General features: G+C 46.0%; 24 protein-coding genes. 10 read left to right on the forward strand and 14 right to left on the reverse strand.

The features are described from left to right. Nucleotides 1-107 precede the first annotated feature (107 nt). The 9 genes from tatC to AYW76_RS14820 all read right to left on the reverse strand — a co-directional run bounded on the left by tatC (nucleotide 108) and on the right by AYW76_RS14820 (nucleotide 7,291). Nucleotides 108-869, reverse strand: coding sequence for a twin-arginine translocase subunit TatC (gene tatC / locus AYW76_RS14780; RefSeq protein WP_067038484.1), 762 nt, complete (start codon nucleotides 867-869; stop codon nucleotides 108-110). 20 nt (nucleotides 870-889) lie between these two features. Continuing rightward, on the reverse strand, nucleotides 890-1,273 hold the full coding sequence (tatB, locus tag AYW76_RS14785; RefSeq protein ID WP_067222367.1) for a Sec-independent protein translocase protein TatB: 384 nt from the start codon (nucleotides 1,271-1,273) through the stop codon (nucleotides 890-892). 3 nt (nucleotides 1,274-1,276) lie between these two features. Further along, a complete protein-coding gene (tatA, locus tag AYW76_RS14790; protein WP_067038486.1) occupies nucleotides 1,277-1,486 on the reverse strand; it encodes a Sec-independent protein translocase subunit TatA in 210 nt (69 codons plus the stop codon). A gap of 11 nt (nucleotides 1,487-1,497) precedes the next feature. After that, nucleotides 1,498-1,830, reverse strand: coding sequence for a phosphoribosyl-ATP diphosphatase (locus AYW76_RS14795; RefSeq protein ID WP_067038487.1), 333 nt, complete (start codon nucleotides 1,828-1,830; stop codon nucleotides 1,498-1,500). A 16-nt stretch (nucleotides 1,831-1,846) separates the two neighbouring features. After that, nucleotides 1,847-3,490 (reverse strand): ubiquinone biosynthesis regulatory protein kinase UbiB, encoded by a 1,644-nt coding sequence (gene ubiB, locus AYW76_RS14800; RefSeq protein ID WP_067222371.1) that lies wholly within the window; start codon nucleotides 3,488-3,490, stop codon nucleotides 1,847-1,849. A gap of 2 nt (nucleotides 3,491-3,492) precedes the next feature. Continuing rightward, nucleotides 3,493-4,245, reverse strand: coding sequence for a bifunctional demethylmenaquinone methyltransferase/2-methoxy-6-polyprenyl-1,4-benzoquinol methylase UbiE (gene ubiE / locus AYW76_RS14805; RefSeq protein WP_067222374.1), 753 nt, complete (start codon nucleotides 4,243-4,245; stop codon nucleotides 3,493-3,495). Between the two features lie 101 nt (nucleotides 4,246-4,346). Further along, complete coding sequence (locus AYW76_RS14810; protein ID WP_067222377.1) at nucleotides 4,347-5,873, reverse strand: GGDEF domain-containing protein; 1,527 nt, start codon at nucleotides 5,871-5,873, stop codon at nucleotides 4,347-4,349. A gap of 17 nt (nucleotides 5,874-5,890) precedes the next feature. Then, a complete protein-coding gene (locus tag AYW76_RS14815; protein WP_067038491.1) occupies nucleotides 5,891-6,520 on the reverse strand; it encodes a thiol:disulfide interchange protein DsbA/DsbL in 630 nt (209 codons plus the stop codon). Between the two features lie 168 nt (nucleotides 6,521-6,688). Next, the gene (locus tag AYW76_RS14820; RefSeq protein WP_067222493.1) at nucleotides 6,689-7,291 is read right to left on the reverse strand and encodes a c-type cytochrome; all 603 of its coding nucleotides are present in this window, start codon (nucleotides 7,289-7,291) and stop codon (nucleotides 6,689-6,691) included. Nucleotides 7,292-7,488: 197 nt separating this feature from the next. On the opposite strand from AYW76_RS14820, the gene yihA reads away from it, so the two are divergent. Beyond that, nucleotides 7,489-8,127 carry a ribosome biogenesis GTP-binding protein YihA/YsxC gene (gene yihA, locus AYW76_RS14825; RefSeq protein WP_067222379.1) on the forward strand — a complete coding sequence of 213 codons (639 nt, stop codon included), beginning with the start codon at nucleotides 7,489-7,491 and terminating at the stop codon, nucleotides 8,125-8,127. Nucleotides 8,128-8,198: 71 nt separating this feature from the next. Here yihA and gshA read toward each other — a convergent pair whose 3' ends face one another. Then, a complete protein-coding gene (gene gshA, locus AYW76_RS14830; protein ID WP_231872624.1) occupies nucleotides 8,199-9,794 on the reverse strand; it encodes a glutamate--cysteine ligase in 1,596 nt (531 codons plus the stop codon). Nucleotides 9,795-9,947: 153 nt separating this feature from the next. Here gshA and AYW76_RS14835 point away from each other — a divergent pair, with 153 nt between their 5' ends. Together AYW76_RS14835 and AYW76_RS14840 are read left to right on the forward strand one after the other, a co-directional pair. Beyond that, on the forward strand, nucleotides 9,948-10,388 hold the full coding sequence (locus AYW76_RS14835; RefSeq protein WP_067222380.1) for a hypothetical protein: 441 nt from the start codon (nucleotides 9,948-9,950) through the stop codon (nucleotides 10,386-10,388). A 9-nt stretch (nucleotides 10,389-10,397) separates the two neighbouring features. Further along, complete coding sequence (locus tag AYW76_RS14840; RefSeq protein ID WP_067222382.1) at nucleotides 10,398-10,982, forward strand: SCO family protein; 585 nt, start codon at nucleotides 10,398-10,400, stop codon at nucleotides 10,980-10,982. A gap of 254 nt (nucleotides 10,983-11,236) precedes the next feature. On the opposite strand, the gene hisF is transcribed toward AYW76_RS14840, so the two are convergent. The 3 genes from hisF to hisB are packed head-to-tail and all read right to left on the reverse strand — an operon-like array spanning nucleotide 11,237 to nucleotide 13,304. After that, complete coding sequence (gene hisF, locus AYW76_RS14845) at nucleotides 11,237-12,010, reverse strand: imidazole glycerol phosphate synthase subunit HisF (protein WP_067222384.1); 774 nt, start codon at nucleotides 12,008-12,010, stop codon at nucleotides 11,237-11,239. Nucleotides 12,011-12,031: 21 nt separating this feature from the next. After that, nucleotides 12,032-12,694 (reverse strand): imidazole glycerol phosphate synthase subunit HisH, encoded by a 663-nt coding sequence (gene hisH, locus AYW76_RS14850; RefSeq protein ID WP_067222387.1) that lies wholly within the window; start codon nucleotides 12,692-12,694, stop codon nucleotides 12,032-12,034. Nucleotides 12,695-12,710: 16 nt separating this feature from the next. Next, entirely contained in the window at nucleotides 12,711-13,304 is a 594-nt protein-coding gene (gene hisB / locus AYW76_RS14855; RefSeq protein ID WP_067038498.1) for an imidazoleglycerol-phosphate dehydratase HisB, read from the reverse strand. Between the two features lie 185 nt (nucleotides 13,305-13,489). On the opposite strand from hisB, the gene AYW76_RS14860 reads away from it, so the two are divergent. The 4 genes from AYW76_RS14860 to AYW76_RS14875 all read left to right on the forward strand — a co-directional run bounded on the left by AYW76_RS14860 (nucleotide 13,490) and on the right by AYW76_RS14875 (nucleotide 18,379). Beyond that, entirely contained in the window at nucleotides 13,490-15,733 is a 2,244-nt protein-coding gene (locus tag AYW76_RS14860) for an AsmA family protein (RefSeq protein ID WP_067222390.1), read from the forward strand. Between the two features lie 12 nt (nucleotides 15,734-15,745). Further along, complete coding sequence (gene mutY / locus AYW76_RS14865) at nucleotides 15,746-16,810, forward strand: A/G-specific adenine glycosylase (protein ID WP_067038500.1); 1,065 nt, start codon at nucleotides 15,746-15,748, stop codon at nucleotides 16,808-16,810. 48 nt (nucleotides 16,811-16,858) lie between these two features. Continuing rightward, nucleotides 16,859-18,013: a chromate efflux transporter gene (gene chrA / locus AYW76_RS14870; protein ID WP_067222394.1), complete on the forward strand. Its 1,155-nt coding sequence runs from the start codon at nucleotides 16,859-16,861 to the stop codon at nucleotides 18,011-18,013. A gap of 81 nt (nucleotides 18,014-18,094) precedes the next feature. After that, on the forward strand, nucleotides 18,095-18,379 hold the full coding sequence (locus AYW76_RS14875; RefSeq protein WP_067038502.1) for an oxidative damage protection protein: 285 nt from the start codon (nucleotides 18,095-18,097) through the stop codon (nucleotides 18,377-18,379). 83 nt (nucleotides 18,380-18,462) lie between these two features. On the opposite strand, the gene AYW76_RS14880 is transcribed toward AYW76_RS14875, so the two are convergent. Further along, nucleotides 18,463-18,891: a flagellar basal body-associated FliL family protein gene (locus tag AYW76_RS14880; RefSeq protein WP_067038503.1), complete on the reverse strand. Its 429-nt coding sequence runs from the start codon at nucleotides 18,889-18,891 to the stop codon at nucleotides 18,463-18,465. 145 nt (nucleotides 18,892-19,036) lie between these two features. Between AYW76_RS14880 and AYW76_RS14885 the strand changes: the two genes are divergently transcribed. From AYW76_RS14885 to AYW76_RS14895, 3 genes are all read left to right on the forward strand, one after another. Continuing rightward, entirely contained in the window at nucleotides 19,037-19,528 is a 492-nt protein-coding gene (locus AYW76_RS14885) for a disulfide bond formation protein B (protein ID WP_067222397.1), read from the forward strand. 195 nt (nucleotides 19,529-19,723) lie between these two features. Further along, on the forward strand, nucleotides 19,724-20,191 hold the full coding sequence (locus AYW76_RS14890) for an Rsd/AlgQ family anti-sigma factor (protein WP_067038505.1): 468 nt from the start codon (nucleotides 19,724-19,726) through the stop codon (nucleotides 20,189-20,191). Then, nucleotides 20,166-21,152, forward strand: a complete 987-nt coding sequence (locus AYW76_RS14895) for a WD40 repeat domain-containing protein (RefSeq protein WP_067222400.1) — start codon at nucleotides 20,166-20,168, stop codon at nucleotides 21,150-21,152. Before AYW76_RS14890 ends, AYW76_RS14895 begins: the two co-directional genes overlap by 26 nt. Nucleotides 21,153-21,172: the final 20 nt, after the last annotated feature.

Below are 21,172 nucleotides of genomic sequence, written 5' to 3' on the forward strand. Positions count from 1 at the left end.
TTAAATGCCGGTTTGCTTGGTTTGCACATTAAGCATGGCACATAGTTAGGAGGGCGGGTCCATCTCATTTCCTACAAAGTCACTTTGCCGTTATGTAGGACCTTTTTCTAAGCTTTACTTGTCTCGGTTTCCTCTTCGTCTTCATCCTCTTGTTTGACGGTTCGGCCCGCGAGCAAGCCGAGTTCAAACAGCAGCCACATGGGAATGGCCAGTAACGTTTGCGAGAAAATATCCGGAGGAGTAATCAACATGCCTACTACAAAGCAGCCTAAAAATACGTAAGGGCGCTTTTTCGATAGACTTTTCACTGTCGTCACACCAGCCTTAATTAACAAGTACGTGGCAACAGGGATTTCAAACGTCACACCAAACGCGAAGAACAGCTTTAGTACGAAGTCTAGGTAGTTGTTAATGTCGGTCATTACGGTTACTTCACCTGGACCTACCGAGGTGAAGAAGCCAAAGATTAATGGAAGCACAATAAAGTAGGCAAAAGATATGCCACAGTAAAATAGCAAGACGCTCGAAATTAGCAGCGGAATCGCGACGGTTTTTTCTTCTCTATACAACGCAGGTGCGATAAATGACCATGCTTGGTACAGAATATAAGGTACAGCAATCAATACCGCTAAGGCAAAAGTAAGCTTTAAAGGCGCCATGAAAGGAGAGGCGACTTCTGTTGCAATCAGCGAGCTACCTTCTGGAAGTAAGGCTCGCAATGGCTCAGAAACAAACAGATACAGCTCATTGGCAAATGAATAAAGGCCGGCAAATATCAGTAAGACGATGAGTACAGATTTAAGAAGTCGGTTACGCAGCTCAATTAGGTGCGTTACCAACGGTGCTTGAGACGGTTCTTCATGGCTCATTTGGGGGTTCCCAATGAAAGTTAAGCGCGAGACTGTGTTTCGTCAGGTGCTTTGTTTGCAGTTGCCTGCGCAGTATCCGTCTGTGTGTCTTGAGAAGTTGAAACCGACTCAGCTTGAGGCTCTGGATCGACCTGAGGCTTAGGAGAAGGCTTTGTAGTATGCATTTCCCGTTCAAAGTTTGCCGACTCACGCATGATGCGTTCATTGGTTTCTTTGATGGAACGTTGCATCTCTTCTTGATCGAGTTGCGAGTTGATTTCTCGCTGCACAGATTGAATGCTACGACGAATTTTTCGAATCCATAAACCGGCTGTTTTCGCCGCCATAGGCAGACGTTCAGGACCCAAAATAATGAGTCCTACGACAGAAACAACCAGTAATTCAGAGAAGCCGATATCGAACACAGGTTAGGCGCTCTTATCGTCTTTCTTTTCTTCCTGGATAGCTTTGGCTTGGCCTTCGCCATCCTTTTGCTCTTCGTCTTTATCTACAGCTTCTTTAAAGCCCTTTACTGCGCCACCTAAATCAGAACCAAGGTTCTTCAACTTCTTAGTGCCGAAAATTAGGATAAGAATCGCTAAGACGATCAACAGTTGCCAAATACTAATGCCACCCATTTGTGGTACTCCTACTTTTTACGGTTGGCTTTTTCTTCTAAGCCAGACAAATTAAAACGGCGTGCCAGCTCATCCAATATGTCCTGCGGAGCAAGATCTAAATGAGATAGCATCACAAGCGTGTGAAACCAAAGATCTGCTGTTTCATAGATCACGTCTTTTTTATCACCAGAAATAACCGAATCTTTGGCTGCGATGATAGTTTCGACGCTTTCTTCACCGATTTTCTCAAGGATCTTATTTAAGCCTTTAGCATGTAAGCTAGCGACATAAGATGAGTCAGCGGCAGCAGATTTACGTTCTTCTAACGTAGTGGCCAATTCAGCCAAAACATCAATATTCATTATAGTCTCTCAAATGTTACGGTTTTAATACTAGCAGGTAAATGCCGCCTAAAAACAGCGCTAAGCTCAACATATCCGCTTGCGCAAGGTGTCCTAGAGCAATGTTATCGGTAGTAATCCAAGCCCCACCCAGTGCTAACAGACCCAGTAATTTGAATGGCTGATTGCGGCGTGAGCGGCGCATTTCCTTACGTATATTCTCTAGGGCTTCAGTTTGTTCTGCGATTCGCGCTTCTTGATGCGATAAGTGGGTCAGCGTTGAAAAGACAAGGTTAGGAATTTGTGGCAGCTGTCCAGCCCAGTCCGGTGCTTGTTTTTTCACTTCATCCAGTAAACGTCGAGGTCCCACCTGTTCGCTCATCCAGCGTTCTAGGAAAGGCTTAGCGGTAACCCATAGATCTAAGTCTGGATAGAGCTGACGACCAAGGCCTTCGATATTCAACAGTGTTTTTTCCAGTAGCACGAGCTGCGGTTGAACTTCCATATTGAAGCGACGTGCCGTTTGGAACAATCCGAGTAATACTTGGCCAAATGAAATCTCTTTCAGCGGCTTGGCAAACATAGGTTCACAGACGCTACGAATGGCAGATTCAAACGCATGTACTGGTGTGCCCTTAGGGACCCAGCCACTTTCTACATGTAACTCCGCAACCATGCGATAATCGCGTTTAAAGAAAGCCAGTAGGTTACGTGCTAAGTAGTTCTTATCGGCGTCGTCAAGGCTGCCCATAATGGCACAATCGATTGCGATGTATTTCGGTCGCTCTGGATTGGAAGGGTCAACAAAAATATTACCGGGATGCATATCAGCATGGAAGAAACTATGAGAGAACACTTGAGTGAAGAAGATCTCTACGCCGCGTTCAGCCAGTACTTTCATATTGACATTGTGTTCGCGTAGAGCAGGAATGTCAGCAACGGGAATGCCTGAAATACGCTCCATTACCATCACGTTGCGTCGGCTATAGTCCCAGTAAATATTGGGTACATACAGCAAATCAGAGTCGGTGAAATTACGTTGCAGCAATCCAGTGTTGGCGGCTTCTTTCGCTAAATCCAGCTCATCAAGAATCGTGTATTCATAATCTTGGACCACTTCGACAGGTCGTAAACGTCGGCCATCTGTGCTCGTTTTAGCGACAAAACGAGCCAACATGTACAGTAACTGAATATCTTGACGAATGGTTTTCTCGATCTTCGGTCGAATGACCTTAGCGACAACGTGCTCGCCTGTTTTCAACTTAGCAGTATGCACTTGAGCGATGGAAGCAGACGCTAAAGGGGTTCGATCAAACTCGTCAAAAATATCATCGATCTTAGCGTTTAGGTCTTTTTCAATAATCGCCACAGCCAAGTCGCCAGAAAAAGGTGGTACGCGATCTTGTAAACGCGCCAGTTCATCGGCAACGTCATCGGGCAGTAAGTCCCGGCGGGTGGATAAAATCTGACCAAATTTAACAAAAATTGGGCCTAAGGATTCAAGTGCTAAACGTAAACGTTCACCCCGATTGCGCTCGGCACCTTTGCGGCCAATAGTCAGTACGATACCTAAGGTGTATTTTAAGTACCAAGGTAACAACTTGATCGGAATGAAGGTGTCTAGTCGGTACCGTAAAACGGTGAGTACGATACGTAAAAAACGAGTGGCGCTGTTCCACATGATTAAAACTTAAATCCCTTGTGAAGGGCGACAATACCGCCCGTCATATTTTGATAAGTGACACGCTCAAAGCCGACTTCCTGCATCATGCCTTTAAGTGTCTCTTGGTCTGGATGCATACGGATCGATTCCGCTAAATAACGGTAGCTTTCAGCATCGTTCGCAATGACTTTGCCCATAAACGGTAATAAGCGGAACGAGTACTGATCGTAAATTTGACTGACGCATTCGGTTTCAGGCTTGGAAAATTCTAAAACTAATAAGCGACCACCAGGTTTCAATACACGCTGCATAGACGCCAGGGCTTTAGACTTATCCGTAACGTTACGCAAGCCAAAAGCAATCGTAATGCAGTCAAACGTGTTATCTGGAAACGGCAGCTCTTCAGCGTTCGCTTGTACGTATTGAACATTGCCAACGATACCTAGGTTTGCCAGCTTGTCTCGGCCAACTTTTAGCATGGAGTCGTTGATGTCTGCTAACACGACTTGACCAGATTGGCCTACTAAGCGAGAAAACTTTGCCGTTAAGTCACCTGTACCTCCTGCGATATCAAGCACTTTTTGGCCCGCACGAACGCCGGATTGGCTGATGGTATGGCGTTTCCATAAGCGGTGAATACCGCCGGACATCAGATCATTCATGATGTCGTACTTAGCAGCCACGGAGTGAAATACTTCCGCTACGGCGTCTACTTTTTTGTCTGTAGGAATTTCTTTAAAACCGAAATGCGTTGTGTTCTCTTTGTCTTGCATAAAATCTCGTTCCTAATACGACCTTTAGGGAGGCGAATAATAAAAATCTTAAGTGAACCTATTGTAACCGTGTCCGAGGACTTGTTGCACGATAAAGCAGGTTAATTGTCGTGAATTACTTTGTTGCGTCCTTGTTCTTTTGCTTTGTATAAGTTTTTGTCGGCTCGGCCAAAGAGCTCATCATGAGACTCTTTGCCATCAAATTGTGCGATGCCAATTGAGATGCTCACTGAGACCGGATCGCCATTCATATTGAATGGCGTGTTTTCCACCGCTTGGCGTACTTTTTCACAATATTGGTATGCGTTATCAATGGAGGTCATCGGAAAAATAATAATAAATTCTTCACCACCATAGCGGAAAATTAGTGACTCTTTGTTCAGTGCATTTTGCATTTGACGAGGAATGATTCGCAGTACTTTGTCACCCGCTAAATGCCCCCATGTGTCGTTGATGCGTTTAAAGTGATCCACGTCGCACACAGCAACACAAAGTGGCTGTTTTACCTGGGCCGCAGAGGTAAGCAATGGAAAGATCGCTTCTTGGTAGGCTGCCCGATTGGGTAGGCCGGTTAAAGCATCAGAAAGTGCTTGTGCGATTTTTTGCTGCATATTGGTACGCAACTGAGTCGCATCTTGCTCCATGCGGCTGACCTTATTTTTAAGCTGAGTAATAGACTGCGCCGCATGTTTTTCTTGGTTTTGCATTTTGTCCTGAAACTGAGACATGGCCTCAGTAATCGTCTGCATACGTTCGTCGATTAATGACTTTAAATCATTTAAATCGGTGGCATTACGAACCTCTGTCTGAGTGCTATCGACATGCTTCTGAAAGGTTTCTCCAAGATCTTTTCGCGTCGAACTCATCGAGCGCTGAGCTTTGTAGTTTGCAAGAATGGACGCATTAATGCTGGCCAATTGCTCATTTAACTGGCTCAAATACAACGTTAGGTCTTCTTGGGTTTTGCCCACGGCCACCATGATAAGGTTAATCACTTCATCGAGTAAGGCCGGTAAATGGTTGATGTCTTTACTGCCGGTGAGGGCATTTTTAATATCCATCAATTGATCGCGATACATGTCCGGTAGAGTGATGTTAGCAAGCAGAGCCGCCAAAGTATGGCTAACATGAGACATAATTTCAGAATCACTTTTCGGCGCAAGGTTGTGATCGCTTTTACGCCGAAAGAAACGGCCTAATAAAGAAGCATTTTTAGTGTCTCGGGGCGGTTGTTTGAGTGTATTTGTAACAAGCTGAATGCTCTGTGCGAGCAGTTCTGGCCAGCTTGACACAGATTGCCAATGCTTACGAATATCAGCCTCAAGCTGCTTTTTGGCTTTTGTCGACATTTGTGTGTCGGGTAAGTTATCAATCGAATCAATCAATTCAAGTAATTGAGCGCGAAACGTTTGTGCTCTAGCAAGACGCTGTTCATCATATCTCAACACGAGAGGTTCTAGCGTTTGCAGTGTTTTTTGTAACACTTCGGGGCTTTGTGACTTGCTAAGGTTTGTGCGGATGTTTTGCAATGTCGCATCCAACTCAGGATCGGAACCCTCGGCCAGCATACTGGTACGAGAGACCGCTTTTAATAAGCTTTCAATGACTTTATCCTGAGTTGGATCCATGAATACGCCTTAATTCATTATTGATTACTCGCTTGGCGCTCTTGTTCTATCAAGAAGTCCACTACAGAGTAAATATTATTGTTGCCGCCTGCGGTTGCGGCTGTTACCAAGTATTTGCCATTGACGATTAGCCCCGGTACACCTCGTGCGCCGTACGCTCTAATTTTAGCATCTGCTTGAGACAAACGACTATTTACCGCGAAAGAATTGTACTGTTTTCGAAACTCATCTTCTGAAATACCATAGTTTGTAAAGAACTGTGCTAATTGGTCTTCAGAATTCATGCGTTTACCATCTTGGTGAATGGCATTAAACATATCAGAATGTAGTTTATCTTCCACACCTAAAATGTCTGCTACATGAAATGCTTTCGCATGAGCCAGCCAATTACGGCCAAACACGGCGGGCATGTATTTAAAGTCGACGTCTTCAGCAAGGTTCTTTTTCCACGCTTGAGTCAAAGGCTCTAATTGGTAACAGTGCGGGCAGCCGTACCAAAATATCTCAACGACTTCGATTTTACTTGGGTCAGCGGTGCGAACAGGGTTTTTGATGGTGGTATAGCCATTGCCGTCGCTGTAATCCTGCGCCCAAGCGCTGAAAGGGATTAGTAAGGCAACGATCAATGCTGTAAAAAGCTTTTTCATGTAATGCTCCTAGAATGTGTTGGCTCAATAGCATCCAAGTGAGGTGGATCTTGTTAGGATGCGTAAACTTACAGAAAGTTCGTATATTCGAGCAAGTTTACATCGGCTAGACAATAAAAATCCTCCTTGAAGGAGGATTTTATATCAAGAAGAAGCAAAGCTCAGACTTTAGTATAGGCCTTGGATATAGCTAGAAACTGCTTGAATCTCGCGTTCATTCATCTTAAAGGCAATGTTCTGCATGATTTTCGCCGCATCGTTATTACGATCGCCAAACTGGAACATCTTCAGTTGAGAGGCCGTATAACTAGCATGTTGACCACTAAGCTGAGGGAAACCGGCGGAGTTCAAGCCTTTCCCCGCAGGCCCATGACAAGCCATACAAGCGGGTACACCGGTTGCAGGGTTGCCGTCACGGTAAATATTTTTGCCAGCCTCAACTAACGCTGGGTCCGCTTGGCCGACAACAACGTTTTGGTTGGCAAAGTAAGCCGAGATGTCGGCAAGGTTTTGCTCTGACATACCGTCTAATAATCCGGTCATTTGCGCAATAGGGCGTGCACCAGACTTGATGTCTGTCATTTGTTTAAGCAGGTAAGACTCATTTTGGCCTGCAAGTTTAGGGAATGTCGGTGCAAGGCTGTTACCATCTGCACCATGACATGCACCACATACTGCTGTTAGCGCTTGGCCTGCTTCAGGGTTTCCTTCAGCGATGGCAACGGAGGTTGCTCCGACTGTTACTAACAAACTGATAAGAACTTTTTTCATTCGCTGCCTCTGGTGTGCGTTGAACCGAAGATAATCAACATCTTTTTCTGGCATCAAGATGCTTCGTTTTCTGTTATGCTTACCAGTATGAATTAGGGCACAGCCACATTAAGCCAGTAAGCAGGATGGCTTGCATTATATACAACTGTGCAAAAACTTATAACGCGATACAATTTCCCTTTGACTGATATCAATCTATGACGCCTTTCGACTCGATCTTTCAATCCGCTCACTTCATTAAAAGTGCAGAAAAACTTTCTCAGTGTCCTTTAGACCAAGGCCTTGAAGTGGCTTTTGCAGGACGCTCAAACGCTGGTAAGTCTACTTCTTTGAATACGCTCGCCAACCAGCGCAAGCTGGCTCGTACTTCTAAGACACCTGGCCGAACTCAGCTTATCAACTGTTTTGGCCTAAATGTGGAAGATCGACGTCTTGTCGATTTGCCGGGTTATGGCTTTGCCAAAGTGCCGATTGCCATGAAAGAAAACTGGCAAGCACACATGCAAGACTACCTCATGAACCGTCGCTCCCTTGTGGGTGTGGTATTGGTGATGGATATTCGTCACCCAATGAAAGAGTTTGATGAGATGATGCTGGAATGGGCGGCCAACAACAATGTTAAAGTGCATGCGTTGCTGACCAAGTCCGACAAACTAAAACGTGGACCGGCTCAAGCGACCATGTTGAAAATCATGAAAGAGATGAAAGCGCGTGGCGTTGAAGCTTCCGCGCAAACTTTCTCTGGTTTGAATGGTGATGGTGTAGATCAGCTACGTGAAAAATTAGCGCAGTGGCTACAGCTTGAAAACACCACTGAGATTCCGGTTAACTTGTAGTGTCTAGCGAGTAAACTAAAAAAGGGCTTCACAATGAAGCCCTTTTTGGTTTTTGTTACGCAACCATGAGCTTACTGAGGCTGCATGTAATGCTTTAAGAACGTATCAAAGTCAACGTCGTCGCTGGCTTCAATGTTTGCTTGTTGCGTAATCGATTCTTGTGCCCATTGCTTAAACTTCTGCTCAAGCTCCGGCGACATACTTTGCTCCAGCCATGCTGTCTGTTGAGCTTTGCCGATTGAGAGCATCGCTGTTTGATAACTGCCAAATTGCTCACACAGTTGAAGGACGTGCGCAGAAGGCAGAGTCTCTAAATGCGTCAGTTTATTTTGCTGAATTGCTAAACTTTCAACATAGGCTTGGTTGCCGGTGCGTTCCGATAGAAATTGAGCGATTTCTTGCATATGAGCCAACAGCTCGGATGCTTTGTCGCACAGTGCGACAGGGCCAAAACCGAAATCGAAATGACTATCAAGCTCACGTCCGTGAGTGGCAATTTCCTGCTGGGTTTTACGTAGTTGTTGGCACTCATCTGCATCAAGAGGCGTGTCTCCGTGCAACATACAGCACATCAAGAACGTATCTAAAAAGTAGAGTGTTTCAGGTTGCATACCAATCGGTGAAGTCGGATCTAGATCCATAATACGAACTTCAATGTATTCCACGCCGCGCTTTTGCAATGCCGCACTGGGGTGTTCACCGGATTGCGTTACACGTTTTGGTCGAATATCACTGTAATACTCATTTTCGATCTGCAGAATATTATGGCTTAGCTGTTTGTAGTCGCCGTCTACTTTAACGCCAATCTGCTCATAAGCAGGGTAAGGCGTACGTAATGCGCCTTTAATGGTATTAATATAGGTATCGACTTCGTTATAACAAACAAACAATCCGTCTTGCGCTTTGTTTTGGTAGCCAATATCACTCATGCGAAGGGACGTTGCGCTCTGGCCGCCCCACGTTCGCTCGTCCAATTGCGCAAGTTTTGATGGCTTTTGTTCTAGGAAGCTGGCATCAATTGCAGGTGAGGCACCGAATAACAAAGACAACATCCACGATTTACGACGGAAGTTGCGAATCAGAGCGAAATACTGCTGTGACTTAAATGCTTGTAACGCGTCAGGGGTATCGATATTGACACCACGAAGATCGGCCAAAAAACGCCAAAACTCATCACTGAATGAGAAGTTATAATGCATGCCTGCAATGCATTGCATAATGCGGCCATAACGGTTTGACAGCCCTTCACGGTAAATGCGCTTCAACTTACCTGAATTAGACTCCCCAAAATACGCAATAGGGACTTCTTCATTGCTCGATAGGGCACACGGCATGCTACCCGGCCATAGGCATTCGTCCATGCTATCCAATACACGGTTTGTATACAGGTGAATATCATTCAGCTCATCGATGACACCTTCAACCGAGTCATGCACCCCAGTAATAAACTCCATCAGGGCTTCAGAATAATCCGTGGTAATTGAAGGGTGTGTTAATGCAGACCCCAAGGCATTTGGATGAGCCGCTTGAGAGATCTTTCCATCGGTACGTGAAACACGTAGCGCTTCGCGTTCTACACCACGATGAAAGGTAATAGCGGACACATCGCCACTTTGATTCATGCACTGATCAAGTTTTGTCAGAGCGTCATGTATATTGCGCAACAAGGAGAGTCATCCTAAATCAGGAAAAGAGATAATCGGATTGTACTAGGCAATTTAGAAGGACAGCAAGAAAAGCGCAATACAGATGCGCAAAGATTACAGATTTCCTTACATATGGCATGATAGTGACGCATATAATGAGGAACTAAAACGCTAATGCGCCATCCATTTATAAAACTATTTGTGATTGGCTTTGCCATCGCAGTATTACTTGCGTTTAATTATCGCCATTTTGCCACTGAAAATGATGCGTTTGCTGCTGAATGTGATGCGAAAACGGGTCTATGTGAAAGCATCTCTGGGATTGCACTCAGCTTTTCTGAGCCAATTAAAGTGAATGTTCCTTTGCAATTGACGTTAACGCTACCTGAGGGAGCGAAACAGCCTGTCTCTAAGTTGAAGGCGACGCTGACAGGGCAAGAAATGTACATGGGGATTACCGAAGCCACTTTGCTACAACAAGGTAATCGCTATGTTGGCGAGATACGTATTCCGGTTTGCACCACAGAAACCATGGATTGGCGTTTGGCTATTTCCGTTGCAGATGGCTCAGATGTTGAACCGCTTATTTACCATTTTTCTATGACTCAACCCTAGGGTAACCCAATGAAGTTAAAACCGATTTATATCTTTGCCATGTTAGTCGTGCTGGCTATTACAGGCACTTTGCTGGCCATGCAGAAAAACGCAGCAACCGATACTCAAAAAAACGGCAAAATAGGCGGAGACTTTACCTTGTCCGGTGCCGAGGGACCTGTGTCATTAAGTGATTTTGACGGTAAGTTGAAACTGTTGTTCTTCGGCTACACGCACTGCCCCGATGTTTGCCCGTTAACCATGGCGAATGTAAAAGTAGGACTGAAACAATTACCGCAAGCCATGCGCAATCAAGTACAAACGGTCTTCGTAAGTGTTGATCCAGAGCGTGATACGCCTGATCATCTAAGTGAATATGTTCACTTCTTTGATCCGAACTTCGTTGGTTTAACCGGTACAAAAGAAGAAATTGATAAAGTGGTTCGCCAATATGGCGCTTTTTATCGCATCGAAAAAGGCGATGAAAAGAGCTATACAGTCAGCCACAGCGCACGTGTTTACTTAATTGGTAAAGACAACCAGATTAAGCAATATTTGTATCACGACTCTACATCAGAAGAGATCGCAGCAGCGATTAAGAAACAGCTTATGTAGAGTAGGGGGTTCCGCGGTAGCTCTGTTTTGTAAGAGCTCGGTTCCCGAGCGAAAATATCCCGCGGAAACCGCGGTCCTACAGAAGAAGTGCCATTGTAGACATTTGGTTTGTAAGAGCTCGGTTCCCGAGCGAAGATATCCCGCGGAAACCGCGGTCCTACAGAAGAAGTGCCATTGTAGACATTTGGTTTGTAGGAGCTCGGTCCCCGAGCGAAAAGCATCGGGGACGAGAAGATCCCGTGGTAACTGCGACTCTATAGACGCATTTCAATACCGGCAGCTTGCATGGTTTCTTTGGCTTCTTGGATCGAGTGTTCGCCGAAGTGGAAAATACTCGCTGCCAATACCGCGTCCGCTTTGCCTTCAATAACGCCATCTACCAAGTGCTGTAGGTTGCCGACACCACCGGATGCGATCACAGGAACATGAACCGCTTCACTTATGGCGCGCGTCACGCCCAGATCGAAGCCGTTTTTCGTGCCGTCGCGATCCATACTGGTCAGCAGGATTTCACCGGCCCCCAAATCGACCATTTTCTTGGCCCACTCAACAGCGTCTAACCCCGTTGGTTTACGGCCACCATGGGTAAAGATTTCCCACTTGTCTGGCTCGCCTTCAGCGCTGACTTTTTTCGCATCAATCGCCACGACGATGCACTGAGAACCAAAACGTTCAGCCGCTTCGCGTACGAACTCAGGGTTGAATACCGCCGCGGTGTTAATGCCGACTTTATCCGCACCAGCGTTCAGCATGCGACGAATATCGTCACAGGTACGAATACCACCCCCTACTGTAAGAGGGATAAATACCTCTGCTGCAATGGCTTCTACCATATGAACAGTAGTTTCGCGGTCATCAGAGCTTGCTGTGATGTCCAAGAAGGTGATTTCGTCAGCGCCTTGCTCGTTGTAGCGTTTTGCTACTTCAACTGGGTCACCAGCGTCACGGATATCAACGAACTGAACACCTTTTACAACGCGGCCATTGTCCACGTCTAGGCACGGAATAATACGTTTAGCTAATCCCATTTTAGTTTCCTATCTGGTGGACTAAGGCTTGCCATCCCAATGGATGAAATTTTTGTACAGTTGCAAACCGTCTTTGTGGCTTTTCTCTGGGTGGAATTGCACCGCAAATACATTATCGCGCGCTAAGGCTACGCAAAAGTCGTGGCCGTAGTGGCATGTTCCCGCTACTTCGTCCTTATTACCTGCTACAACATAGTAGCTGTGAACAAAATAGAAACGCGCACCGTCTTCGATACCTTCCCAAAGAGGGTGATCCATTGTGTGTTTTACTTGGTTCCAGCCCATGTGTGGTACTTTAAGTTTGGTGCCGTCCACTTCTTTATGGTCGTTGCCAAAAAACAGAGCATTGCCCTCAAAATGGTTCAAGCAGTCCACTCCACCGTTTTCTTCACTGTGGGCCATCAAAGATTGAATGCCAACACAGATCGCTAAAAACGGCTTTTCAGCCATGGCTTTTTGAATCGCTGGCACCAATCCCTGCTTTTTCATTTCAGCAATACAGTCGCGGATTGCGCCTACTCCGGGTAACAAAACACGATCCGCCGCATCAATCACAGCAGGATCACTGGTCACCACAATTTGAGTATTCGCATCGGCAACGTGCTCTAGTGCTTTGGCAACCGAATGGAGGTTGCCCATGCCATAATCAATGACGGCAACCGTCGCTTTCTTTTCTGTACTCATGTTTAGGTCGATCCTATTACAAGCAGCCTTTAGTCGATGGCATTTGACCCGCCATACGCTCATCTACTTCTAATGCCATACGCAGTGCACGGCCAAAAGCTTTGAAAATCGTTTCTGCTTGGTGATGTGTGTTTTTCCCGCGCAGGTTGTCTAAGTGTAAAGTTACCTTTGCATGGTTGATGAAACCGTGGAAAAACTCTGAAAATAAGTCCACATCAAAACCACCTACAGAACCGCGTGTGAAAGGTACATGCATCTCTAATCCTGGACGTCCAGAGAAGTCGATAACAACACGTGAAAGCGCTTCATCAAGAGGCACATAAGCGTGGCCGTAACGGCGAATGCCTTTCTTATCGCCGACCGCTTGGTCAAACGCTTGGCCCAGTGTGATTCCTAAGTCTTCAACCGTATGGTGCGCATCGATGTGAAGGTCGCCAACCGCATGGATATCAAGGTCTATCAGCCCATGACGTGCGACTTGGTCAAGCATGTGATCAAGAAAAGGGACGCCAGTTTCACAGTTAAATTTGCCTGTACCATCTAGGTTAACAGTCACTTTAATTTGCGTTTCGAGCGTATTGCGTTCGACGGTTGCAATCCGGTTAGACATGTAAGGAGCTCTCCGCTTTAGAAATCAGGTTTTTAACCCTGTAAATGATATTTGAACGCCATTATAAAACGTGCAGAGCTTTGCTTCTATGCTTTTCACGCCTATTAGGTGGATCGAAAAAGACAATTATGATGCTATGATTTGATAAGGTATTAAAAACGCATGTAACCGAGGTGGTAAACGATATGGTTTGGGTCAAACGTTTAGGATTATTGCTGGTTGCTTTGATTGCTCTGATCATAGCCGCTGTTATCTATGTTGTCGTGTTTGTCGATCCCAACCAATTCAAAGGGGAGCTGCAAAAGCTGGCAAAAGAAAAAGCCAATGTAACACTAAGAATGGACGGCGATATTGGTTGGTCGATTTACCCACGCATTGGCCTAAGTCTGGAAAACTTTGGTATTGCTTTGGCGAACGATCCAGAGCTTATGAGCTTTTCAAAAGCTGAGTTTGGTGTGCAGCTGATGCCATTGTTTCAACAGCGCATCGAAGTGGACTCGGTTCGATTAGAGAACTTAACGGCCAACCTCAAAGTCGATAAAGATGGCAACCCAAACTGGCAAGTCGAAGCGGCTGGTAATGCATCTTCAGAGTCCTCACCTGCCAACGACACATCGACGGAATCAGCTAACAAGAGTTTTACCATTCCTGACATCGCTTTAGACGAACTGGCACTTGTAAACGCCCATGTTATATATGAAGACGAACGAACTGAGATGCGTTCAGATGTGGTCTCGAATGTCACGTTTACAAATGTTCGTCTAGACGAAGCATGGCCTATGAAAATGGATGCCGCTGTGACGCAGTCCAACTTAGATGGCAGCAATGCCATGACCGCCAATATGGATTTTGCGGCCGATTTTACTTTGTTTGCAGAGCGTCAAAGTGTGTCATTTGCCAATGTTGAACTGAATACTCGTATTGCAGGTGACAGCCTTCCTGCTTCACCACTAAAAGCCACGCTAAATGTTGCCCAGCTGGATTTTGATTTGCCTCAGGAAAACGCTTCGCTGGAAGGTCTGAAAATCAATACGTTAGGCATGGACATTACGGGGCAAGTAAATGCTTACCAAGTATTAAGTGCACCAGAATTCGACGCTGTGCTAGACATTGCCGAGTTCTCTCCGAAAAGTGTGTTGAGCCAGCTGAATATTGAGTTGCCAGAAATGGCCGATGATAACGTGCTGGAGAAAGCCAGCATGAGCATTACCGCGCAGGGTTCAACAGACAGCATCAAAGCCCAACCGATCTCGATTAACGTGGATGATACGACAATCGAAGCGAATGCTTTGTTAAACCTTTCTCCATTAAATTGGGACATTGCGATTGCCGGTAGTAATCTAGATGTGGACCGTTATTTGCCTCCGGTAAAAGAAGCTGAAGCCGTCAGTGAAGGTGGTACAGGCATGCCTGCAAGCCAAGGTGCGGCATCAGAGCAAGATCTCATCCCAGTGGAATTGGTTCGCTCTCTAAATGGCCATGTAGGCATTGCCTTTGACAACGTCAAAGTAAAAAATCTACAGCTGGACAAAATTGAGCTGGATACCACGCAAACCAATGGCAAAGTGCGCATTTCACCAGCTCAAGTGCATCTATATGATGGCGTTGCGCAACTAAAAGCACAGCTGGATGTGACTGGGAAAACGCCAGAAATGACAGTGACTCCGAGTATTGAAGGTGTTGAAATTTTGCCTTTATTGAAAGACTTTATGGCGCTTGAGAAAATTCGTGGGGCAACCAACTTAGCAGGGGATCTTAGTACCCGCGGTAACCGTATTGAGGATTTGATTTCGAATCTAAACGGTGACTTATTAGTCAATATAACCGACGGTGCTCTGCTTGGTACTAACTACACAAAAATGGTCTGTAAGGGCATCGCCTTGGCTCGCACAGAGACGTTAAACGAAAGTGCTTTTCAAGCAGATACACCGTTTGAAACCATGCGCATCCCTGCCAAGATTGTAAACGGTGAAGTCTCAACACCGGGCTTACGTATGCAATCCTTAACACTTGGCGTCACTGGTGACGGTATTATTTCACTGCCAACGAATAGCTTGAACTACGAAACGCGGGTGGCGCTTGTTGGTAGTAAGCTGGATGGTAGCTGTGCGGTAAACCAAGATGTTGCTAATATTGAGTTTCCGATTGTCTGTAAAGGTAATTTCATGGATGATGCGGCCAGCCTATGTCGTCCTGATGTGAAAGGCTTTATTTCAGCAATTGCTGGTAAAGAAATTGCCGAAGCCAAAGCCGCGGCCAAAGTGAAATTGGACGCTGAAAAGGCCCGTGCTCAAGAAAAACTTGATGCTGAAAAAGCGCGAGCTAAGGAAAAGTTAGACGCTGAAAAAGCGCGTTTAGACGAGAAAAAGGACGAAGCAAAACAAGAGCTTGAAGATAAACTGAAAAGCAAACTTAAAGATTTATTCTAATTGCGGTAATGAATGATTCCGAAACATAACTTTGCGCCCCGTGTACTGGCTTGGTTTGACCAGCACGGGCGCAAACACTTACCTTGGCAACACAACAAAACCCCTTATCGTGTATGGATTTCTGAGATCATGTTGCAGCAAACGCAAGTGACCACAGTGATCCCTTACTACGAGCGTTTCATGACCTCTTTTCCCGATGTGTTCGCACTAGCAAGCGCGCCGCAAGACGATGTCTTAGCGCATTGGAGTGGGTTGGGATACTACGCTCGTGCGCGTAACATGCACAAAGCGGCGCAACAGCTGGTAGAACATTGGCAAGGGGAATTTCCAATGACTCAAGAAGGCGTGTGCGAATTACCTGGAATAGGGCGTTCTACCGCCGCGGCAATTTTATCAATTTCCCGTAATGAACCGTTAGCCATACTGGATGGTAATGTTAAACGTGTCTTGGCGCGTTTTCATGCCGTACCGACATGGCCGGGGGAGCGCAAAACCGAAGTGGCTATGTGGGAGCTTGCAGAAGCCTATGCTCCCAATGATCGCTGTGGAGACTATACCCAAGCGATGATGGATCTGGGGGCGACCTTGTGTACCCGTTCAAAGCCACGCTGTAATGAATGCCCTTTACAAGCGGATTGTGATGCACTTGCCACAGGCTCACCGACGGATTTTCCTAAATCTAAGCCTAAAAAAGCCGCTAAACCAATACGCAGTACGCAAATGTTGGTGCTACGCCAAGCCGACCAAGTGTTATTAGAAAAGCGTCCCGCGTCGGGCATCTGGGGCGGTTTATGGAGCTTGCCAGAGGTAGATTTGGACGATGATGTGGCTCAGGCAGCGGAACAGCGTTTGCCAGTGGTCGTACACGATGTCACAAGTCTGTCACCTTTTCGTCATACCTTTAGTCACTATCATTTAGACATTATTCCGTCGGAGTTGATGGTGGCGTCATCGGCAGAGATACAAGAAGGTGGTAAGTATCAATGGTTTGCAATCAGTGACGCGTTGTCGCTTGGATTGCCAGCCCCGGTCAGAACCCTGTTGGACTCACATCAAGCTATGCGCCAGCTGATATAGCGTCATTCTCCGAGAGGTAGAACACGGTTTCAAAGGGGCAAAGTGCTTATGTTTTTCTCGATTTTTTGCAAGTTTCTGCTTTTAGGGTGTACTAGCTTCGGTGGCCCTGCAGCGCATATTGGCTATTTTCGTAAAGAGTTTGTTGAGCGCTTAAGCTGGGCAACAGAAGAAGAGTACGGTCAATGGGTAGCATTGAGCCAAATAATGCCAGGACCTGGATCGAGCCAAGTTGGTTTTGCTGTTGGCTATCATCGCGCTGGCTTAGTGGGCGCTATCGCTGCATTTTTGGGGTTTACGCTACCGTCTGTTGCGCTTATGTGTGCGTTTGTGGCTTTGGGGATGCAGTTTGCGAACAGCGCTGTGTTTCTTGGGGTGTTAAGCGCGCTAAAGCTGATGGCCGTCGTAGTGGTGACCGATGCGATTTGGAGCATGGCCAATACCTTTTGCAAAACGAATAGCACTCGTCTGGTAGCCTTGCTTGGCGCCGTTTTTATTCTATTGTGGCCTTTTGCTTTAAGCAGCTTGCTGCTGGTACTTTTAGCAGGAATCATAGGAGCGTATTGGTTTACAGACAGTCAGCCAACGCAGATCAAAACACATATTTCCTCGCGCGTTGCTTACATAACTCTAGCCATATTTTGCGGGTTATTTGTGTTAACCAGTTATATTCACGGTACCGGTTGGTTGGCGTTGTTTGCTCAGCTGTTTCAAGCTGGCAGCTTGGTATTCGGCGGTGGTCATGTTGTATTGCCGTTGATGTCGGAGCAATTGGCTGACTTTATTTCTACGGAGCATTTGCTGACCGGTTATGCCGCCGCGCAGGCGGTACCTGGGCCTATGTTTACTCTGGCCAGTTATTTAGGCGCCGTAACAGCACCGGAAGGCGCTATGATTGCTTGGGCGTTATTGGCGACCGTGGGGGTCTTTTTACCCGGTCTAATGCTGATGCTGGTTGGGCAGAAGTGTTGGCAATTCGTGTCGCATAAACCACGGGTACAGGGGGCTGTAAAGGCCATTAATGCGGCCGTAGTTGGGTTGTTGCTAGCCACGTTGATCTTCCCAATTATTCCAAGCAGTGTTTCAAGCGTTTGGCAGGCAACAGTTGTTCTATTGGCTTTGCTGTGGCTACGAACACGTCAACCTGCAATTTGGCAATTGGTCAGTGCTTTTGTTGTGGGCGGCATGGTCAGTGCTTTATTCTAGGTGACTTGAAAGTGACAAAGTTAGCGCCATTATTACTGATAGACAGTTTGGCACACAGCGAATAAAGATTGAGAGTCCATTATGGCGAATACCGTTTTTTGTAAAAAGTATCAAAAAGAATTAGAAGGCTTGGAGCGTGCACCACTGCCCGGCGCGAAAGGTCAAGACGTGCTTGAAAATGTCTCTAAGCAAGCGTGGCTTGAGTGGCAATCATTGCAAACCATGATCATTAATGAAAAGCATCTTAATTTGATGCAGCCTGATACACGTAAGTATTTATTAGATCAAATGGACAAGTTCTTCAATAATGAAGAAACGGATCGTCTTCAAGGGTACGTTGATCCAGGTGATATTCAGGAGTTATAGGTTTTACTTGGGTTAGAGATATTTAAAAAGCCGCGGCCAGTTCAATTGCAGCGGCTTTTTTGTGTTCGACAAAGGAGGTTTTTTTATTGTGTCACAAAACTAAAAAATAGAACGTCCATAACGGGCTCTGTGCCCGTTTCTTCTTTTAGTGTTTCATTGATCGCGACTTTTGCTTCAGTACGAGTCTGTTCTCTGGCTATGGCGCCTGTAACTTGCTCAGTGTTACGAGAGCTTAAAAACATTACCAACGAATCACGAATTAAGGGCATATTCGCTAGAATAATACCTTCGCGTGCACTGTCGGTACGTAAGCTTATTTTGGTTTTAATGTAGTGCAGACGGGAGCCTGAGGCGTTGTAGTTGACAATAAAATCGGGTGTTAGCTCGATATAACTTGGTGTAACAGGCGCAGCCTCTTCATCCTCGGCGAACGCAGGTGTGGCCAAAAAGGCCAATAGGCAAGTTAAAGCGATTAATAAGCGCTTTTTCCCTAACAGCGTGATGTGCTTCATAGTTCCTCTCTCGAATTCACGGCATTACTCGTTATACTACCCTTCAAAATGAACAGATGGCAGTGGTTCGTTGCACTTTCTGACTATTTTACTGTCTAGTTTTTCAATGTTTATTGTTATCTATCGATAAAAGGATCTTTCTTCTATGGTTGCGTTGTTGTCTGCTCGTCGTTTTCACGGTTTGGTTGCATTGGCGTCGTTTTCCCTGCTAGGCGTGGCATTTTATATGGAATACCAAATGGGGCTTGAGCCCTGTCCTTTATGTATGTTGCAACGTATAGCGTTTTTTATGATTGGTGTGTTTTCACTGATCTCCGCGTTGGGCCAAAATGTCTCATGGCAGCGTAAATTAGCGTGGCCAATTGTTGTATTATCATTGCTAGGGGCTGGCTTAGCCGTTCGTCATCTGTACTTGCAGAGTTTGCCGATGGAAGAATTGCCTGCCTGTTTGCCAGGCTTAAGTTATATGTTCGAAGTGTTTCCATGGCAAGAAATCATGCAAGCCATGATCATGGGTACTGGTGAGTGTGGTGATGTGGTGTGGACATTCTTAGGTTTGAGTATTCCAGGTTGGACATTGGTTGCATTTGCCACGATGGCGTTGATAAATTTATGGATTGCCATCAAAGCAAAATAAATTGTCATATATGAAGTTGGTTACACAAACTTAGCAGTTGTTAACAAAAGCCTGTTGCCTGTGTCTTGCAGGGGCTTTGAGATCAGAATATGCTAAAACCAGAAATATGAGTCACAGTTGATAAGGATTGTAACGACATGCTTGGAGTAAGCTTGTTGAAGCCATCAAAATAAGAACGTAGTTGGGAGGCAAGTTATGTTAGAACGTTGCAAAACTGCGCAAGAGCGATGGGGTGGCGTACATGAGATCATCGATCGTTGGTTGAAAAGTCGTAAGGTCTTGGTTGAATCTTATGTTGGCCTGAGAGAAATCGGTGAGTACACACCAACAGATACGCCAAAAGTGTTGGCGTTTTGTGAGCTGCTTGTGGATTATGTGTCAACTGGACACTTTGAAGTGTACGAACAGTTAGCCCTTGAAGCCAAAGAGTTTCATGATGAGGCCGCATTAGAGTGCTTACATAAAATCCTGCCAGAATTGTCTACTAATACGTCTATCGTTTTAGAGTTTAACGATAAGTTTGACACCAAAGAGCACTGTAATAGTCATTTAGTCGACCTACCTTTTGCATTGCAAACGCTAGGGCTTTTAATAGACGAACGATTTGCCTATGAGGATCAACTCATTGAGGAATTGCATGAGGCGCACAGCGAAAGCGCTTAAACATGTTGCATTAGCAGGTGCTACGTTAGCCCTGCTAGGGGCATGTTCAGCAGAGGACCCAGTGACAACCAGTTCGATGGCGGTACAAGGTCTGTATTCTGCTGCGCTGAGTGACAACGGTAGTGCGTCTTTGATTGGCTCCATTCAGCATGGCGGCAGCTACTGGGAAAACAATCCTTCTCGGCGAGTATATAATTGGAACCATGCTGCAGGTGAGGCGACGCCATTAATCAGTGTAGACATTGATCCCAGTGGCGATTTTGCCGCTACGGGTAGCGCACGTACGATGGTGCTATGGAGTACCGTAACAGGGCAATCGCTGGGCTTTTGGAATACGCCGGGTGACGTGAAAACGCTCAAGCTTACGCGTAATGGTGATTTCGCGTTGGTCGGTATGGATGATCAAACGGCTCGTTACTTTGATGTTAAGAACGGGGGCATCCGACAAACCCTTCGTACTGGCGCCATTGTGCGTTCTGTTGATGTGACGCCTGACGGCAGATATGGTGTTACAGGCGATGATCTTTACCAGGTCATTTTGTGGGATCTAACAACCGGTGAAGTCAAACACCGTTGGCAATTAGATAACAATATCGCAACAGTAAAGCTGTCTGGCGACGGTGCTTATGTGTTCGCAGCCGCGCAATTGGGGGATGCTAAAGTGTGGTCGACATTGACCGGTGCAGAAGTCAGTCAAATCGATACCGGCAAACTACAATCTCGTAATGTCACCATCAGCCAAGCCGTGTTTTCAAACAACAACCGAAACCTACTGCTGGGACAACAAAACCGTCGTGTAAATCTAGTCAATGTCATGACAGGTGAGGTGGCTCAGTCTTGGGATATGCATCTAAAAGACACAATGCGTCCAACCGGAGCCGCAGTCATTGCGTTGGCGTTTGGTGCGGGTAATACCTACTACGCCATTGGCAGTAACGGTTACCTGAATGTATTTCAATAATTCTGACGTTTGTTAGATCA

Source organism: Marinomonas gallaica (assembly GCF_001639745.1).
Lineage (GTDB): Bacteria > Pseudomonadota > Gammaproteobacteria > Pseudomonadales > Marinomonadaceae > Marinomonas > Marinomonas gallaica.